At 73.4% G+C, this 13,907-nt stretch carries 13 protein-coding genes; 8 read left to right on the top strand and 5 right to left on the bottom strand.

Annotated elements, in window-relative coordinates; all coding sequences use genetic code 11:
* Nucleotides 1-82: 82 nt before the first annotated feature.
* Complete coding sequence (locus ACY3FI_RS03555) at nucleotides 83-733, bottom strand: NAD(P)-dependent oxidoreductase (protein WP_462549373.1); 651 nt, start codon at nucleotides 731-733, stop codon at nucleotides 83-85.
* A 62-nt stretch (nucleotides 734-795) separates the two neighbouring features.
* On the opposite strand from ACY3FI_RS03555, the gene ACY3FI_RS03560 reads away from it, so the two are divergent.
* Nucleotides 796-1,407, top strand: coding sequence for a TetR/AcrR family transcriptional regulator (locus ACY3FI_RS03560; protein WP_462549374.1), 612 nt, complete (start codon nucleotides 796-798; stop codon nucleotides 1,405-1,407).
* Here ACY3FI_RS03560 and ACY3FI_RS03565 read toward each other — a convergent pair.
* The 4 genes from ACY3FI_RS03565 to xylA form a co-directional block, all read right to left on the bottom strand.
* Complete coding sequence (locus tag ACY3FI_RS03565) at nucleotides 1,385-1,840, bottom strand: hypothetical protein (protein ID WP_462549375.1); 456 nt, start codon at nucleotides 1,838-1,840, stop codon at nucleotides 1,385-1,387. The two genes, ACY3FI_RS03560 and ACY3FI_RS03565, sit on opposite strands and share 23 nt — an antisense overlap.
* A 67-nt stretch (nucleotides 1,841-1,907) precedes the next feature.
* Nucleotides 1,908-2,894 carry an acetylxylan esterase gene (locus tag ACY3FI_RS03570; protein WP_462549376.1) on the bottom strand — a complete coding sequence of 329 codons (987 nt, stop codon included), beginning with the start codon at nucleotides 2,892-2,894 and terminating at the stop codon, nucleotides 1,908-1,910.
* A gap of 136 nt (nucleotides 2,895-3,030) precedes the next feature.
* Nucleotides 3,031-4,494, bottom strand: coding sequence for a xylulokinase (gene xylB, locus ACY3FI_RS03575; RefSeq protein ID WP_462549377.1), 1,464 nt, complete (start codon nucleotides 4,492-4,494; stop codon nucleotides 3,031-3,033).
* The gene (xylA, locus tag ACY3FI_RS03580) at nucleotides 4,491-5,681 is read right to left on the bottom strand and encodes a xylose isomerase (RefSeq protein WP_462549378.1); all 1,191 of its coding nucleotides are present in this window, start codon (nucleotides 5,679-5,681) and stop codon (nucleotides 4,491-4,493) included. Before xylA ends, xylB begins: the two co-directional genes overlap by 4 nt.
* 140 nt (nucleotides 5,682-5,821) lie before the next feature.
* On the opposite strand from xylA, the gene ACY3FI_RS03585 reads away from it, so the two are divergent.
* The 7 genes from ACY3FI_RS03585 to ACY3FI_RS03615 all read left to right on the top strand — a co-directional run bounded on the left by ACY3FI_RS03585 (nucleotide 5,822) and on the right by ACY3FI_RS03615 (nucleotide 13,829).
* Complete coding sequence (locus ACY3FI_RS03585) at nucleotides 5,822-6,973, top strand: Gfo/Idh/MocA family protein (RefSeq protein WP_462550398.1); 1,152 nt, start codon at nucleotides 5,822-5,824, stop codon at nucleotides 6,971-6,973.
* A 51-nt stretch (nucleotides 6,974-7,024) separates the two neighbouring features.
* On the top strand, nucleotides 7,025-7,672 hold the full coding sequence (locus ACY3FI_RS03590) for a ThuA domain-containing protein (protein WP_462550399.1): 648 nt from the start codon (nucleotides 7,025-7,027) through the stop codon (nucleotides 7,670-7,672).
* Nucleotides 7,657-8,769 (top strand): Gfo/Idh/MocA family protein, encoded by a 1,113-nt coding sequence (locus ACY3FI_RS03595; RefSeq protein ID WP_462549379.1) that lies wholly within the window; start codon nucleotides 7,657-7,659, stop codon nucleotides 8,767-8,769. The genes ACY3FI_RS03590 and ACY3FI_RS03595 overlap by 16 nt, the downstream gene beginning before the upstream one ends.
* Before the next feature lie 26 nt (nucleotides 8,770-8,795).
* On the top strand, nucleotides 8,796-9,830 hold the full coding sequence (locus ACY3FI_RS03600; RefSeq protein ID WP_462549380.1) for a sugar phosphate isomerase/epimerase family protein: 1,035 nt from the start codon (nucleotides 8,796-8,798) through the stop codon (nucleotides 9,828-9,830).
* Nucleotides 9,831-9,881: 51 nt separating this feature from the next.
* On the top strand, nucleotides 9,882-11,228 hold the full coding sequence (locus ACY3FI_RS03605) for an ROK family transcriptional regulator (RefSeq protein ID WP_462549381.1): 1,347 nt from the start codon (nucleotides 9,882-9,884) through the stop codon (nucleotides 11,226-11,228).
* Nucleotides 11,225-12,265, top strand: coding sequence for an NAD(P)-dependent alcohol dehydrogenase (locus tag ACY3FI_RS03610; protein ID WP_462549382.1), 1,041 nt, complete (start codon nucleotides 11,225-11,227; stop codon nucleotides 12,263-12,265). The genes ACY3FI_RS03605 and ACY3FI_RS03610 overlap by 4 nt, the downstream gene beginning before the upstream one ends.
* A gap of 154 nt (nucleotides 12,266-12,419) precedes the next feature.
* Complete coding sequence (locus tag ACY3FI_RS03615) at nucleotides 12,420-13,829, top strand: MFS transporter (protein ID WP_462549383.1); 1,410 nt, start codon at nucleotides 12,420-12,422, stop codon at nucleotides 13,827-13,829.
* Nucleotides 13,830-13,907 lie beyond the last annotated feature (78 nt).

Below are 13,907 nucleotides of genomic sequence, written 5' to 3' on the forward strand. Positions count from 1 at the left end.
GTTCGGAGACTGTCCGCTCCGTGCACCCCGCCGTACCCGCGACCCGTGGGGGACGACCGGACCCCGCCCGGCCGGTGGACCGTCACCGCGGCGCGCGGTAGGTGCTGCAGTGGAAGGTGTGGACCGCGTCGTCGTCGAGCACCGTGCGCAGGGTGAAGGCAGCGCAGTCGACGAAGGTGCCGATGCTGATCGCCGTGGCCGACCGGTGCAGGACTCCCTTCGACGGGCCGTCCGAACCGATGCCCGCGCGGTGCACCATCCACTCGACGTCCCGCGCCTCGTCGTCGAGGTAGCGCATCACGGCCTCGTTGTCCCGGTGCTGCCCGTCGTACCCGCGGGCCAGTGTGGCGCGGACGAGGCGGAGCGCGGGCGCGAGTCGCCGGTCGGGCGCCGCGCTGAGACCGCCTGCCTGGTAGAGGAACCGGCGCACCCCGGTCCGACGCATGGCGGGGACGAGCTGCTGGACGAAGGGGGTGGCGACCTTCCGGTCGCGCTGCGCGACGACGTCCCCGATCATCGCCACGACCGCATCGACGCCGTCCAGGAGGGCATCGAGGTCGAGCGGTCCGTCGACGGACCCGGCGACGACCTCGAGTCCGTCACGGGGTGCGAGCTTGTCGGGGGTCCGGGCGACCACCCGCACGCGGTGGCCCTGTTCGAGCGCGAGCCGGACGAAGTGGCGGCCGGTCTGTCCGGTCCCGCCGAACACGAGGAACGTCTGCGGATGGGGCATGCCGTCAATCTAGGCACTGACTAGAAAGTAGTCAATGCCTGGTTCGGGTTTAGGATGACGGCATGCCCGAGCGTCCGTTCCACCACGGCAACCTCCGGGCCGTGCTGCTGGACGAGGCCGTCGTCGTGCTGCGCGAGTCCGGTGTCGACGGGCTCTCCCTGCGCGACCTCGCGCGTCGGGCCGGGGTCAGCCACGGCGCGCCCCGAAGCCACTTCGTCGACCGGCAGGCGCTGCTCGACGCGCTCGCCGAGGTCGGGTTCCGACGGTTGACCGCCGACGTGCAGAAGGCGCTCGAGGGGGGCGGTGCGACCGCAGCACGTTTCGCACGGGTCGCGCACGCCTACGTCGACTTCGCGATCGAGGACGCCGCGTTGATGGATCTCATGTTCCAGGCGAAGGCGGACGGGGCGCCCGCAGGCGTCGGCGCAGCGGCGGCCGGGTTGTTCGCGACGTTGGACGCCGCGATGGGGGAACGCGCTGCCGGGGCGGACGACGACGCCAGGGTGACGTTCCAGCTCCTGTTCGCGGCCACGATGCAGGGGATCGCCGCGCTCGTTGCGTCCGGCCGGATCACCCGCGCGCAGGGTGACACGCTCGTCGACGCCGGCATGACGACGATGCTCGACTCGGAACTCGCCGAGTGGTCGGGACTCAGCCCACGCCCTCGCTCGTGACCCGCCACCCGCCACTGCCGCGGCGGAGGCACAACCCCCACGTGTTCGCCCCGGGGGCCATGCCGACGAGCCCGTCCTGGTCGAGTCCGTACTGGTAGCACTGCTCCGGCTCCGTCGGGGCCGACACGGACTCCAGCGCGGTCCACGAGTGCATCGTCGGGTCGCCCTCGCCCGTCCACTGCGTCCAGAGACTCGCCGGGCACCAGTCGGTGTCGTCCGGCGACGAGAGTGCTCGCATCGACCCGCAGTCCCGACGCACCGCGGCGTCGAGGAACGCCCGGGCGACCGTCGCCGGTCCCGCGTCCGCCCGGGGGAGCGGCGCCGACGGACCGGAGCGCCCGGGCACGTTCACCGCGACGACGCCGGCGATGAGCACCAGGAGCACGGCGCCGAGGGTGATGACGGCGGGACGGGGACCACGGGCGCGACGCACGGGTCGATCCTGGCGGCACCCGCGGCCCGCACCCGGGGAACCCGGCACCGTCGAGGTGCGAGGACGCTCAGACGCGCGCGGCGAGGAAGGCCGCCTGGCGCTCCCAGTGCCGGTGTCCGCCGCCCTCGTGCCCGTTGTACGGGTAGACATCGATCTGCTTGTCCGTCGACCCGAGCGCGTTGAACGCCGCGAAGGTCGTTCGCGGCGGCACGACGTCGTCCATCAGCGCGACCGAGAACAGCGCCGGTGCGGTGATGCCGGCCGCGTGGTTCACCCCGTCGAGGTAGCCAGCCGTCTCCCACACCGTCTCGACGTCGTCGCGGTGCACCGCGAGGTGGGTCGCGAGCTCCCGGTACGGACCGCCCACCGCCACGTCGGTGCCGTGCTCCCAGTCGGCGAGGAACGCGACGTCGGGCAGGACGGCCACGAGCGGAGCGGTGTGCGCCTCGACGAGGGCGGCCGCGGCGATCGCGATGCCGCCGCCCTGGCTGCCGCCGGTGAGCGCGATGCGGTCGCGGTCGACGCCGGGCAGCGCGCGGACCGCGTCGACGAGCCGGACGGCGTCGGTGTACACGCGCCGGTAGTAGTGCTCGGCGGGCGAGGTGATGCCGCTCGCCATCCAGCCGCCGACGTGCGGGCCGGAGCCGTGCGGGTCGGGGGTGTCGCCCCCGGATCCCCAGCCGCTGCCCTGCCCGCGGGTGTCCATCACGACGTGCACGTAGCCGGCGAGGGCCCACGAGACCCGCTCGCCCGGCAGGCCGCGGCCGCCGCCGTACCCGATGAACTCGACGACGGCGGGCAGCTCGCCCGTGGCGCCGGCCGGGCGCGAGACCCAGGCGCGGACCGGGTCACCGGCGAACCCGGGGAACGTGAGGTCCTGCACGTCGAGCGCGGTCACCGGGGTCTCCGCGGGGACGAGGACGGTCTTGGTCCCGGCGCCCGCGGTCCGGGCGTCGTCGACGGTGGTCGCCCAGAACGCGTCGAAGTCGTCCGGGCGACGGACGGTCGGTCGGTAGGCGCGGAGCTGGTCGAGGGGCAGGTCGGTGAGTGGCATGTGGTGTCCTCCTGGGCGTCGTCGCTGGCGGATGGGGTCGTGCCCGGCCGGGTCGGACCGGGCGTGCTCAGCGGGAACGGGCGTACCTGGTCAGCGATCCCGACCAGGTACGCCCGATCCCACCAGGTGCGGGCAGTCAGCGCGCGGCGGCGCGGTACTGCTCGAGCACCTCGGGGCGCGGGTCGCCCGGCACCACGGCGCCCGAGACGTCCCACGCCGGCAGGCTGCCGCCGAGGGCCCAGGCCGCCTGCCGCGCGGCACCCGCGGCGACGTACTCGCCCGGTTCCGGCACGCTGACGTCGCGCCCGAACACCTGCGCGGCGACCGTGCGGACCGCCTCGTTCCGTGCCGCCCCGCCGATGAGCAGGAGTCGCGACACAGCGACGCCCGTCCCCTCGACCGCGGCGAGCCCGTCCGCCAGCGCGCACAGCATGCCCTCGACGGCCGCGCGGGCGAGGTGCGCCCGGTCGGTCGTCAGCGGCGTCATGCCGAGCAGCGATGCGGTGGCGTCCGGCCGGTTCGGCGTGCGCTCCCCGACGAAGTACGGCACGAGGACGAGCCCGTCCGCACCGGCCGGCGCCTGCAGCGCGAGCTCGCCGAGCTCGTCGTGGTCGACGGAGAGGAGTCCGCCGATCACCTCGAGCACGCGGGCCGCGTTGAGCGTCGTCACGATCGGGAGGCGCGACCCGGTCCCGTCGGCGAAGCCCGCCACGGTGCCGCTCGGGTCCGTCACCTCGGCGTCGGTCACGCCGAAGACGGTGCCGCTGGTGCCGAGGGACACCGCGACGTCACCAGGGCCGAGTCCGAGGCCGAGCGCTGCCCCGGCGTTGTCGCCGAGACCCGCGCCGACCACGAGCCCGGCGTGCGCGACGCCGCCGCCGGCCAGCGGGACGTCGACGTCGAGCGTGCCCATCGCCTCGTCCGGATCGACGACCCGCGGCACCACGACCGCGTCGTCGTCACCGGTCTGGGCGGGACGCATCGGGCGACCGAGCGCTGCCTCGAACAGCTCGGGGTCGTACTCCCGGCGGACCGGGTCCCAGTAGCCGGTGCCGCTGGCGTCCGAGCCGTCGGTCGCGAGGGCGTCGAGGTCCGGGCCGAGCGGGCTCTCGTCCGCCGGGCCGTACCCGCGCAGGCGCCACGACAACCAGTCGTGGGGGAGCGCGACGGCGGCGACCCGTGCGGCGTTCTCGGGCTCCGCGTCGCGGAGCCACCGCAGCTTGGTGCCGGTGAACGAGGCCACCGGGACCAGACCCGTCCGGGCGACCCATGCCTCCCGTCCGAGCTCCTCGACCATCTGCGCGGCCGCGGCCGCACTGCGCACGTCGTTCCAGAGGAGCGCGTCGCGGACGACGTGACCGTCGGCGTCGAGCGCGACCATGCCGTGCTGCTGCCCGGCGACCGCGACTGCGGCGACGTCGTCGAACCCACCGGCGTCCGCGATCGCGCTGCCGAGCGCGTCCCACCAGTGGCGCGGGTCGACGGACGTGCCGTCCGGGTGGGTCGCGCGACCCTCCCGGACGACCGCGCCGGTCGCCGCGTCACGGATCGTGACCTTGCAGGACTGGGTCGAGGAGTCGACCCCGGCGACGAGACTCAACGAGCGCCCATGAGGTGCTCGATGGCGAGCTGCTGCAGGCGCACGAAGCCGAAGCCCTTGCCGCCGAAGTACGCGTCGGCGTCGAAGTCCTCGTACGCGGAACGGTCGGCGAGGAAGTCGTCGTACGACTCGCCGCTGTTCAGCGTCGGGGTCGAGAGCTCGTCGACCTTCGCGGCGGACAGCGCCTCCTGCACCTCGGGGTCGGCGCGGAAGGCCTGCGCGCGCTCCTTGAGGAGCAGGTACATCCGCATGTTCGCCTTCGCCGAGTCCCACACGCCGGTGATGTCCTCGGTGCGGCTCGGCTTGTAGTCGAAGTGGCGCGGGCCGTCGTACGCCTGGCCGCCCTGCGGGGCGCCGTGCTCGAGCAGGTCGACGAGCGAGAACGCGTTCTGCAGGTCGCCGTGACCGAACACGAGGTCCTGGTCGTACTTGATGCCGCGCTGCCCGTTGAGGTCGATGTGGAAGAGCTTGCCCTGGTAGAGCGCCTGGGCGATGCCGGCTGTGAAGTTCAGGCCGGCCATCTGCTCGTGGCCGACCTCGGGGTTGATGCCGAACAGCTCCGGACGCTCGAGCGTCTCGGTGAAGGCGATCGCGTGGCCGAGGGTCGGCAGGAGGATGTCGCCGCGGGGCTCGTTCGGCTTCGGCTCGATGGCGAAGCGGATGTCGTAGCCCTTGTCGGTGACGTACTGGGCGAGCAGGTTGACGGCCTCGCGGTAGCGCTCGAGCGCGGCCTGCACGTCCTTGGCGGAGTCGTACTCCGAGCCCTCGCGGCCACCCCACATGACGAAGGTCTTCGCGCCGAGCTCGGCGGCCAGGTCGACGTTGCGGAGCACCTTGCGGAGCGCGAACCGGCGGACCGCGCGGTCGTTCGAGGTGAAGCCGCCGTCCTTGAAGACCGGGGCGGAGAAGAGGTTCGTGGTGACCATCGGCACGATGATCCCGGTGGACTCGAGCGCGCCCTTGAGGCGGTCGATCTGCGCCTGGCGTTCGGCGTCGGTCGAGCCGAACGCGAACAGATCGTCGTCGTGGAAGGTCAGGCCGTAGGCGCCGAGCTCGTCGAGCTTCTCGACCGCCTCGACCACGTCCAGCGCGGGACGGGTCGGGCCGCCGAACGGGTCGGAGCCGTTGTAGCCGATGGTCCAGAGACCGAAGGAGAACTTGTCGTCGCGGGTGGGCGTCGTTGCCATGGTGGATCACCGTTCGTCGTCGAAACAAAATGTTGCCGCGCCCAACATAAGCGGTAGGGTGGATCGTGGCAAGCACCGGATCGCAAAGGAGCGAGTGGATGGCACAGGACGGACACGGACCGGGTCGACTGCGGGTCGCCATGGTCGGGCACGGGTTCATGGGGGCGGCGCACTCCCAGGCGTGGCGGACCGCCCCGCGGTTCTTCGACCTCGGCGTGGAACCCGAGATGGCGGTCGTCGTCGGGCGGGACGCCGAGCGCACGGAGGCGGCACGCGCGAAGTACGGCTGGCAGACCGCGTCGACCGACTGGCGCCAGGTGGTCGCCGATCCGGACATCGACGTCGTCGACGTGGTGTCGCCCGGGTCCTCGCACGTCGAGGTCGCGATCGCCGCGCTCGAGGCCGGCAAGCACGTCCTCTGCGAGAAGCCCCTGGCCAACACCGTGGCGGAGGCCGAGGCGATGACCGCCGCCGCCACGGCCGCCGCCGAGCGCGGCGTCCGCGCCATGGTCGGCTTCAGCTACCGTCGCGTCCCCGCCATCGCCCTCGCCCGCCAGCTGGTGCAGGACGGGAGGCTCGGGGCCGTCCGCCAGGTCCGCGCGCTCTACCTGCAGGACTGGTTGGCCGACGAGGACGGCCCGATGACGTGGCGCCTGGACAAGGCGCTCGCCGGGTCCGGCTCGCTCGGCGACATCGGGGCACACGCGATCGACCTCGTCGAGCACGTCACGGGCGCACAGCTCGCCACCGTGTCCGGCACGCTCGAGACCTTCGTGCACGAGCGACCGCTGATGGCCGAGGGCGTCGGGCTCTCCGGCACCGCGTCGAGCGAGCGCGGGCAGGTCACCGTCGACGACGCCGCGTTCTTCCTCGGGCGGCTGTCCGGCGGCGCTGCCGAGGGCGCGATCGGCTCCTTCGAGGCCACGCGCTACGCGACCGGTCGGAAGAACGGCCTGACGCTCGAGATCAGCGGGTCCGAGGGTGCGATCCAGTTCGACCTCGAGTCGATGAACGAGCTGCGGCTGTACGAGTCGTCGGCACCCGCGGGGGAGCAGGGCTTCCGTCGCATCCTCGTCACGGAGCCGGAGCACCCGTGGATGGCCGCGTGGTGGCCGACCGGGCACCTCATCGGCTACGAGCACACCTTCAGCCACCAGGTCGCCGACTTCGTGCAGGCGATCGTCGCCGGCGCCGACCCGGAGCCGTCGTTCGCCGACGGGCTGCACGTGCAGCGCGTTCTCGACGCGGTCGAGCGCAGTGCGGCCGACGGCAGCGCCTGGACGGTGATCTGAGTGGCCTCGACGAAGAAGGCCCTGGTCGTCCGTGGCGGCTGGGACGGGCACATGCCCGTCGAGACCACGGACCTGTTCGTGCCGTTCCTGCGGGACAACGGCTTCGACGTCCACGTGTCGGACTCCACCGCCGTGTACGCCGACGAGGCCGTGATGGCCGACGTCGACCTCATCGTGCAGGTCGTCACGATGTCGACCATCGCCGACGACGAGTTCGCCGGCCTGCAGCAGGCGGTCCTCGGCGGCGCCGGGCTCGCCGGGTGGCACGGCGGGATCGCGGACGCGTTCCGCAACACGGCGGACTACCTGCACATGATCGGCGGCCAGTTCGCGCACCACGCGGGCAAGCACCCGTCCGAGCGCACCGGCGAACAGTCCGACAACTACATCCCGTACACCGTGCACATCACGGAGGCCGGGCACGAGCACCCGATCACGCGGGGCATCGAGGACTTCGACCTCGTGACCGAGCAGTACTGGGTGCTCTCCGACGAGTACAACGACGTGCTGGCGACCACGACGCAACAGGCCCGCGACTTCGACGCCTGGAACCGTCCGGTCACCGCGCCGGCGATCTGGACCCGGCAGTGGGGCGAGGGACGCGTGTTCGTCTCCGCACCGGGGCACCGGCTCGAGGTCGTCGAGTCGCAGCCGCTCCGCACGATCATCGAGAGGGGACTCCTGTGGGCAGCCCGGTGAACGACCGACCGTTGCGGGTGGGGGTCGTCGGCGTCGGCGTCATCAGCCAGCAGTACTTCGAGCACTTCCCGGCGCTGCCCGGGCTCGAGCTCACCGCGGTCGCGGACATCGACGTCGCCCGGGCGCAGTCGGTCGGCGCGACGCAGGGCGTGCGCGGGACGAGCGTCGACGACCTCATCGCCGCGGACGACGTCGACGTCGTGCTCAACCTGACGATCCCGGCCGCACACGCCGAGATCGCCACCCGGGCACTCGAGGCCGGGAAGCACGTCTACGGCGAGAAGCCGCTCGCGATGTCGACGGCGGAGGCGCCGCCCGTGCTCGACCTGGCACGGCGGTCGGGCCTGCGGGTCGGCAGCGCGCCGGACACCGTGCTCGGCACCGGGATCCAGACCGCCCGGCAGGCGCTCGACAGCGGTGCGATCGGCACCCCCGTCGGCGCCGCGGTGTCGTGGTCGGCACCCGGGCACGAGCTCTGGCACCCGGCCCCGGCGTTCTACTACCAGCCCGGCGGTGGACCGCTGCTCGACATGGGGCCGTACTACCTGACGAGCCTCGTGTCGTTCTTCGGCCCGGTCGTCCGGGTCAGCGGCGCCTCGACCCGCTCCGACCGCGAACGCACCGTCGCCACCGGCCCCGCCGCGGGCACCCCGCTGCCGGTCGACATCGACACCCACGTGGTCGCGGTGCTGGAGCACGCGAACGGCGTCGTCTCGACGGTCACCGTCTCGTTCGAGGTCTGGGCCACCCGGGCGCCGCTGTTCGAGGTGTACGGCACCGCGGGCACGCTCGGCGTCCCCGACCCGAACCGGTTCTCCGACACCGTGTCGATCGCCGATGCCGCCACCCGCGAGTGGCGCGACCTGCCCACGAGCGCCGGGTACGCCGACGCCGGCCGCGGCTACGGCCTCGCCGACATGGCGCACGCGATCGCGACGGACCGCCCGCACCGGGCCTCCGGCGACCTCGCGTTCCACGTGCTCGAGGTGATGGAGGCGGTCTCCACCGCCGCCCGCGAGCACACCGTGGTCGCGGTGCGGTCGCGCGTCGACCGCCCGGACACGGTGCCGGTCGGGGCGGAGCCGGGCACGTGGTGAACGAACAGCAGGAGGAAGGAAGCAGCATGACGGAGACGACCCGCGCCTCCCGGCCGACGCGTCCGGTGACGCTGTTCACCGGACAGTGGGCCGACCTGCCCTTCGAGGAGGTCGCCCGACTCGCCGGTGAGTGGGGCTACGACGGCCTGGAGATCGCCTGCTGGGGCGACCACCTCGACGTCCGGCGCGCCGCGACGGACCCGGCGTACGTCGCCGACCGCAAGGCCGTCCTGGAGCGCAACGGCCTGCAGGTCTGGACCATCGCGAACCACCTCACCGGCCAGGCCGTGTGCGACGACCCGATCGACCAGCGGCACGAGGACATCCTCGCGCCGCACGTGTGGGGCGACGGCGACCCCGAGGGCGTGCGGCAGCGTGCGGCCGAGGAACTGCAGTGGACCGCCCGCGCGGCAGCGGCACTCGGTGTCGACACCGTCACCGGGTTCTCCGGCTCCTCGATCTGGAAGACCGTCGCCGGCTTCCCGCCGGTGCCGCCGTCGATGATCGAGGCCGGGTACCAGGACTTCCACGACCGCTGGTCGCCGATCCTCGACGTGTTCGAGGAGGTCGGCGTCCGCTTCGCGCTCGAGGTGCACCCGTCCGAGATCGCCTACGACTACTGGACGGCGAAGCGAGCGCTCGAGGTCTTCGCGGACCGGCCGGCGTTCGGGTTCAACTTCGACCCGTCGCACTTCGTGTGGCAGGACCTCGACCCCGCCGCCTTCCTGCTCGACTTCGCGGACCGGGTGTACCACGTGCACTGCAAGGAGTCGGTGAAGCAGCTCGACGGGCGCAACGGCCGGCTGTCGTCGCACCTGCCGTGGGGCGACCCGCGCCGCGGGTGGGACTTCGTGACCGCCGGGCACGGGGACGTGCCGTGGGAGCGGGTGTTCCGCGTGCTGAACCACATCGGGTACGACGGTCCGACGAGCGTCGAGTGGGAGGACGCGGGCATGGACCGGCTCGTCGGCGGTCCCGAGGCGCTGGCGTTCGTGCGCCGCCTCGGCACCATCGCCCCGCCCGACGCCGCGTTCGACGCCGCGTTCTCCCGTTCGCGCTAGCCTCGCGGGCGCCCCGCCCCGTCCCGCCCCGACCCGACCCCAGGAGGACCCATGGCCCGACCGGCCACCACCACGCCCGGCAACGCCGCGCGCGTCCTCCGCATCGTGCACGAGGGCGGGCCGGTCAGTCGCGCCGAGCTCACCCGGCGCACGGGGCTGAACCGCTCGACCGTCCTCGCGCTCGTCGGGGAGCTCGTCGAGCAGGGGCTCGTGCACGAGGAGCTGCCGGCCGCCGGCGCCCCCGGTGCCGACCGGCCCGCCGGGGTGGGACGCCCGAGTGCGATCGTCCGCGCCTCCCCGGACGTCGTCGCCGCCGCGGTCACGGTCGAGATCGACGCCGTCGGCGTCGCCCTCGTGGCCCTCGACGGAACCGTCCGCGACCGTCTCGTCGAACCCCAACCCGAGGTACCCGGCGCGGCGGCGGCGATCGACGCCGTCGCCCGCGTGCTGGACACGCTGACCGCACGAGCGGAACCGTCGCTCCGGCTGGTCGGGGTCGGCGTCGCGGTTCCGGGCATCGTCCGGGTCGAGGACGGTGTCGTCCGCGACGCCCCGCACCTCGGTTGGCGCGACGAGCCCTTCGCCGGGCCGCTCGCCGACCGCCTCGGCCTGCCGGTGCGCGCCGCGAACGACGCGAACGTCGGTGCCTGGGCCGAACGGCTGTACGGCAGCGCCCGCGGCGTCGACGACCTCGTGTACCTCAACGGCGGCGCGAGCGGCATCGGTGGCGGCATCGTCAGCGCCGGGCGTCCGTTCAGCGGTGCCGACGGGTACGCCGGCGAACTCGGGCACACCTTCGTCGCCGCGAACGGCATCCGCTGCCACTGCGGCGCGGTCGGGTGCCTGGAGACCGAGGCCTCCCGGTCAGCACTGACCGCGGTGACCGGGACGCCGCCCGACGACCTCGACGCGCTGGCGACGGCGCTCGCCGCGGGGCGGGACGACGTCGAACGGGTCGTCGACCGTCAGGTGACCGCACTCGCGACGGCGCTTCGGAACGCCATCCACACCGTCGACCCCGAGGTCGTCGTGCTCGGCGGGTTCCTCGGGGTGCTGCTCGGGCACGTCGGGGACCGGGTCGAGGACGACGTCCGGGCGCAGACGATGGCGGCGATGACCGACCGGCTCCGCATCGTGCCCGCGGCGCTGGGCCGTGACGTCCTGGTGCGCGGCGCGGCCGAACTCGGCTTCGCCGACCTGCTCCGGGGCGGCATCCTGCCGGTCCCCGCCGCCGCGGCGGCCCGCGCCGACGTGACGGCACCCGCCGCCGCGGCGACCCGCGCCGACGTGACGGCGCCCGCCCCCGCGGCGACCCGCGCCGTCACACCGGACGCCGCCCTCACCCCCATGACCGAACACGACCGCGACGCCGCGGCCGAGGAAGCGAGAACCGCATGACCACCGCCGACCACCAGCGCGTCAGCGTGCTGCAGGGCACCCAGGACCTCACCGTCGAGGACCGCCCCGTCCCCGCCGTCGACCCCGGCGACGTGCTCGTCCGCGTCGCCGCCGTGGGCGTGTGCGGCTCCGACGTGCACTACTACCGGCACGGGCGCATCGGCGACTTCGTCGTCGAGGAGCCCCTCGTCCTCGGCCACGAGCTGTCCGGCACCATCGAGGCCGTCGGCGAGGGCGTCGACCCGTCCCGCGTCGGGGAGCGCGTCGCCGTCGAGCCGCAGCGTCCGTGCCACCGGTGTGCGCAGTGCCTGGCCGGCCGCTACAACCTCTGCCCGCACATGCGCTTCTACGCGACGCCGCCGGTGGACGGTGCGTTCGCCGAGTTCGTCACGATCGAGGCCGAGTTCGCGCACACCCTGCCCGACGCGGTGTCGTTCGAGGCCGGTGCCCTGCTCGAACCCCTCTCCGTCGGCATCGCCGCGGTCCGGAAGGCCGCGATCGTCCCCGGGTCGAGCGTCCTCATCGCCGGCGCCGGTCCGATCGGCATCATCTGCGCGCAGGCGGCGCGGGCGTTCGGTGCCTCGCGCATCGTCGTCAGCGACCTCGTCGCCGAGCGCCGTGAGCGGGCGCTGTCCTTCGGTGCCACCGAGGTCGTCGACCCGACCGCCGTCGACGTCACCGCGGACATCGTCCCCGTCGACGCGTTCATCGACGCCAGCGGTGCTCCCCGCGCGGTGTCGGACGGCATCAAGGCCGTGGGTCCGGCCGGTGCCGCGGTGCTCGTCGGACTCGGCAACTCCGAGATGACGCTGCCCGTCGAGCACATCCAGAACCTCGAGGTCACGGTCACCGGGATCTTCCGGTACACGAACACGTGGCCGGTCGCGATCGAACTGGTGGCGTCCGGGCAGGTCGACCTCGACTCGCTGGTGACCGGGCGCTTCGGACTCGACGACGTCCGCGAGGCCCTCGAGAGCGACACCGATCCGCAGTCGTTGAAGTCCGTCGTGTACCCGGGCGGGGTCCCGACGGCCTGACCACGGCCCTGGTCGTGACCAGGTGGCGGTCTGGAGGCGCGGTGCCAGCTGGCACCGCGCCTCCCGTCCGTCGGCCGGTACCGTCGCGGGGAGGTGGCGTCGCCACCCGGACCGGGGCCACCGGCGCGACACCGGGACGCGCTACGGTTCGCCCATGACGGCGACCAACGCGGCTGCGGTGCCGCAGCGCACCGACCGACGGGCCCTCGTGTCCTGGGCCCTCTGGGACTGGGGTTCCGCCGCCTTCAACGCCGTCGTCACCACGTTCGTCTTCAGCACCTACCTGGCGAGCCGGGCGTTCGTCGACCCGGCCCTCGTCGCACGTGAGGACGGCTCCGCCGCCGCGGCCCGCGCGGTCGAACGCGAGCTCGCCCACAACGCGGCGACCGTCTCCACGGCCCTCACGATCGCGGGGATCGTCGTCGCACTCGTCGCGCCCGCCGTCGGGCGGCTCGCGGACTCCTCCGGACACCGACGACGCTCCGTCCTCATCGCGACCATCGGCATCGCGCTCTCGATCGGCGGCATGGTGTTCGTCGCCCCGAGCCAGCCGTTCCTGCTGCTCGGCGCCGCACTGCTCGGCATCGGCACGGTCGCGTTCGAGATCGCGAGCGTCGGCTACAACGCCATGCTCGGGCAGGTCGCCACCGGCGAGCTGAAGGGGCGGGCGTCCGCGATCGGCTGGGCGTCCGGCTACTTCGGCGGCATCGTCCTGCTCGTCGTCCTGCTCGTGCTGTGCATCCAGGACTTCAGCCAGCCGGGGGTCGCCGGGCTCCTGCAGCTCCCGGCGACCGTCGCGTCCGGGCAGTGGGACGTGCGCGTCGCCATCGGCATCGCCGCGGTGTGGCTCGCCGTGAGCTCGGTCCCGCTGTTCGTCACCGTGCCCGAGGCCGCACCCGACCCCGGCCGGACCGGCGGGGTCTCCGGGGCGTACGCCGACCTCGGGCGCGACGTCGCGCGGCTCTGGCGGGAGCGCCGGGACGTCCTCGGGTTCCTCGTCGCGAGCGCGGTGTTCCGGGACGGCGTGGGCGCGGTGTTCACCTTCGGTGGGATCATCGCCGCGCAGGTCTTCGGCTTCAGCCCGTCGAAGGTGATCCTGTTCGCCATCGCCGCGAACGTCGTGGCCGGCGTCGCGACGTTCGTCTCGGGCTGGCTCGACGACCGGTTCGGCTCGCGGGCGATCATCACGGTGTCCCTCGTCGGTCTCGTCGTCACCGGACTCGGGGTCTTCCTGATCGGCGAGGCCACGACCGGGTTCTGGGTGCTCGGCCTGACCCTGGCGGTGTTCGTCGGACCGGTCCAGGCGTCCTCGCGCGCGTACCTCTCGCGGCTCGCGACGCCCGGGCGCGAGGGCGAGCTGTTCGGCCTGTACGCCACGACCGGGCGCGCGGCGTCGTTCCTCGCGCCGGCGCTGTTCGGGGTCGCGGTGACGATCGGCGGGTCGACGCGGTTCGGCATCATCGGGATCGTCCTCGTGCTCGTCGTGGGCCTGGTGCTCATGGTGGTCGTGGGGCGGCAGCGGACCGGGACGTCCGCGACGGCCGGTGGTAGCCTCCGAGCGTGACTCAGGGGGAACTGCAGGTCTCATGGGGCGGGCTGGCGCTCGTCTCCGGGGGGATGGTCTGGCGCTGGACGACGTGTC

This window comes from Curtobacterium sp. RM9 (assembly GCF_054956955.1).

Excerpts from the sequence above, each read along its gene's own strand:
- ACY3FI_RS03555 (WP_462549373.1), bottom strand. The coding sequence starts at position 733 with ATGCCCCATCCGCAGACGTTCCTCGTGTTCGGCGGGACCGGACAGACC.
- ACY3FI_RS03560 (WP_462549374.1), top strand. The coding sequence starts at position 796 with ATGCCCGAGCGTCCGTTCCACCACGGCAACCTCCGGGCCGTGCTGCTG.
- ACY3FI_RS03570 (WP_462549376.1), bottom strand. The coding sequence starts at position 2,894 with ATGCCACTCACCGACCTGCCCCTCGACCAGCTCCGCGCCTACCGACCG.
- xylA (WP_462549378.1), bottom strand. The coding sequence starts at position 5,681 with ATGGCAACGACGCCCACCCGCGACGACAAGTTCTCCTTCGGTCTCTGG.
- ACY3FI_RS03585 (WP_462550398.1), top strand. The coding sequence starts at position 5,822 with ATGGTCGGGCACGGGTTCATGGGGGCGGCGCACTCCCAGGCGTGGCGG.
- ACY3FI_RS03590 (WP_462550399.1), top strand. The coding sequence starts at position 7,025 with ATGCCCGTCGAGACCACGGACCTGTTCGTGCCGTTCCTGCGGGACAAC.
- ACY3FI_RS03600 (WP_462549380.1), top strand. The coding sequence starts at position 8,796 with ATGACGGAGACGACCCGCGCCTCCCGGCCGACGCGTCCGGTGACGCTG.
- ACY3FI_RS03605 (WP_462549381.1), top strand. The coding sequence starts at position 9,882 with ATGGCCCGACCGGCCACCACCACGCCCGGCAACGCCGCGCGCGTCCTC.
- ACY3FI_RS03610 (WP_462549382.1), top strand. The coding sequence starts at position 11,225 with ATGACCACCGCCGACCACCAGCGCGTCAGCGTGCTGCAGGGCACCCAG.
- ACY3FI_RS03615 (WP_462549383.1), top strand. The coding sequence starts at position 12,420 with ATGACGGCGACCAACGCGGCTGCGGTGCCGCAGCGCACCGACCGACGG.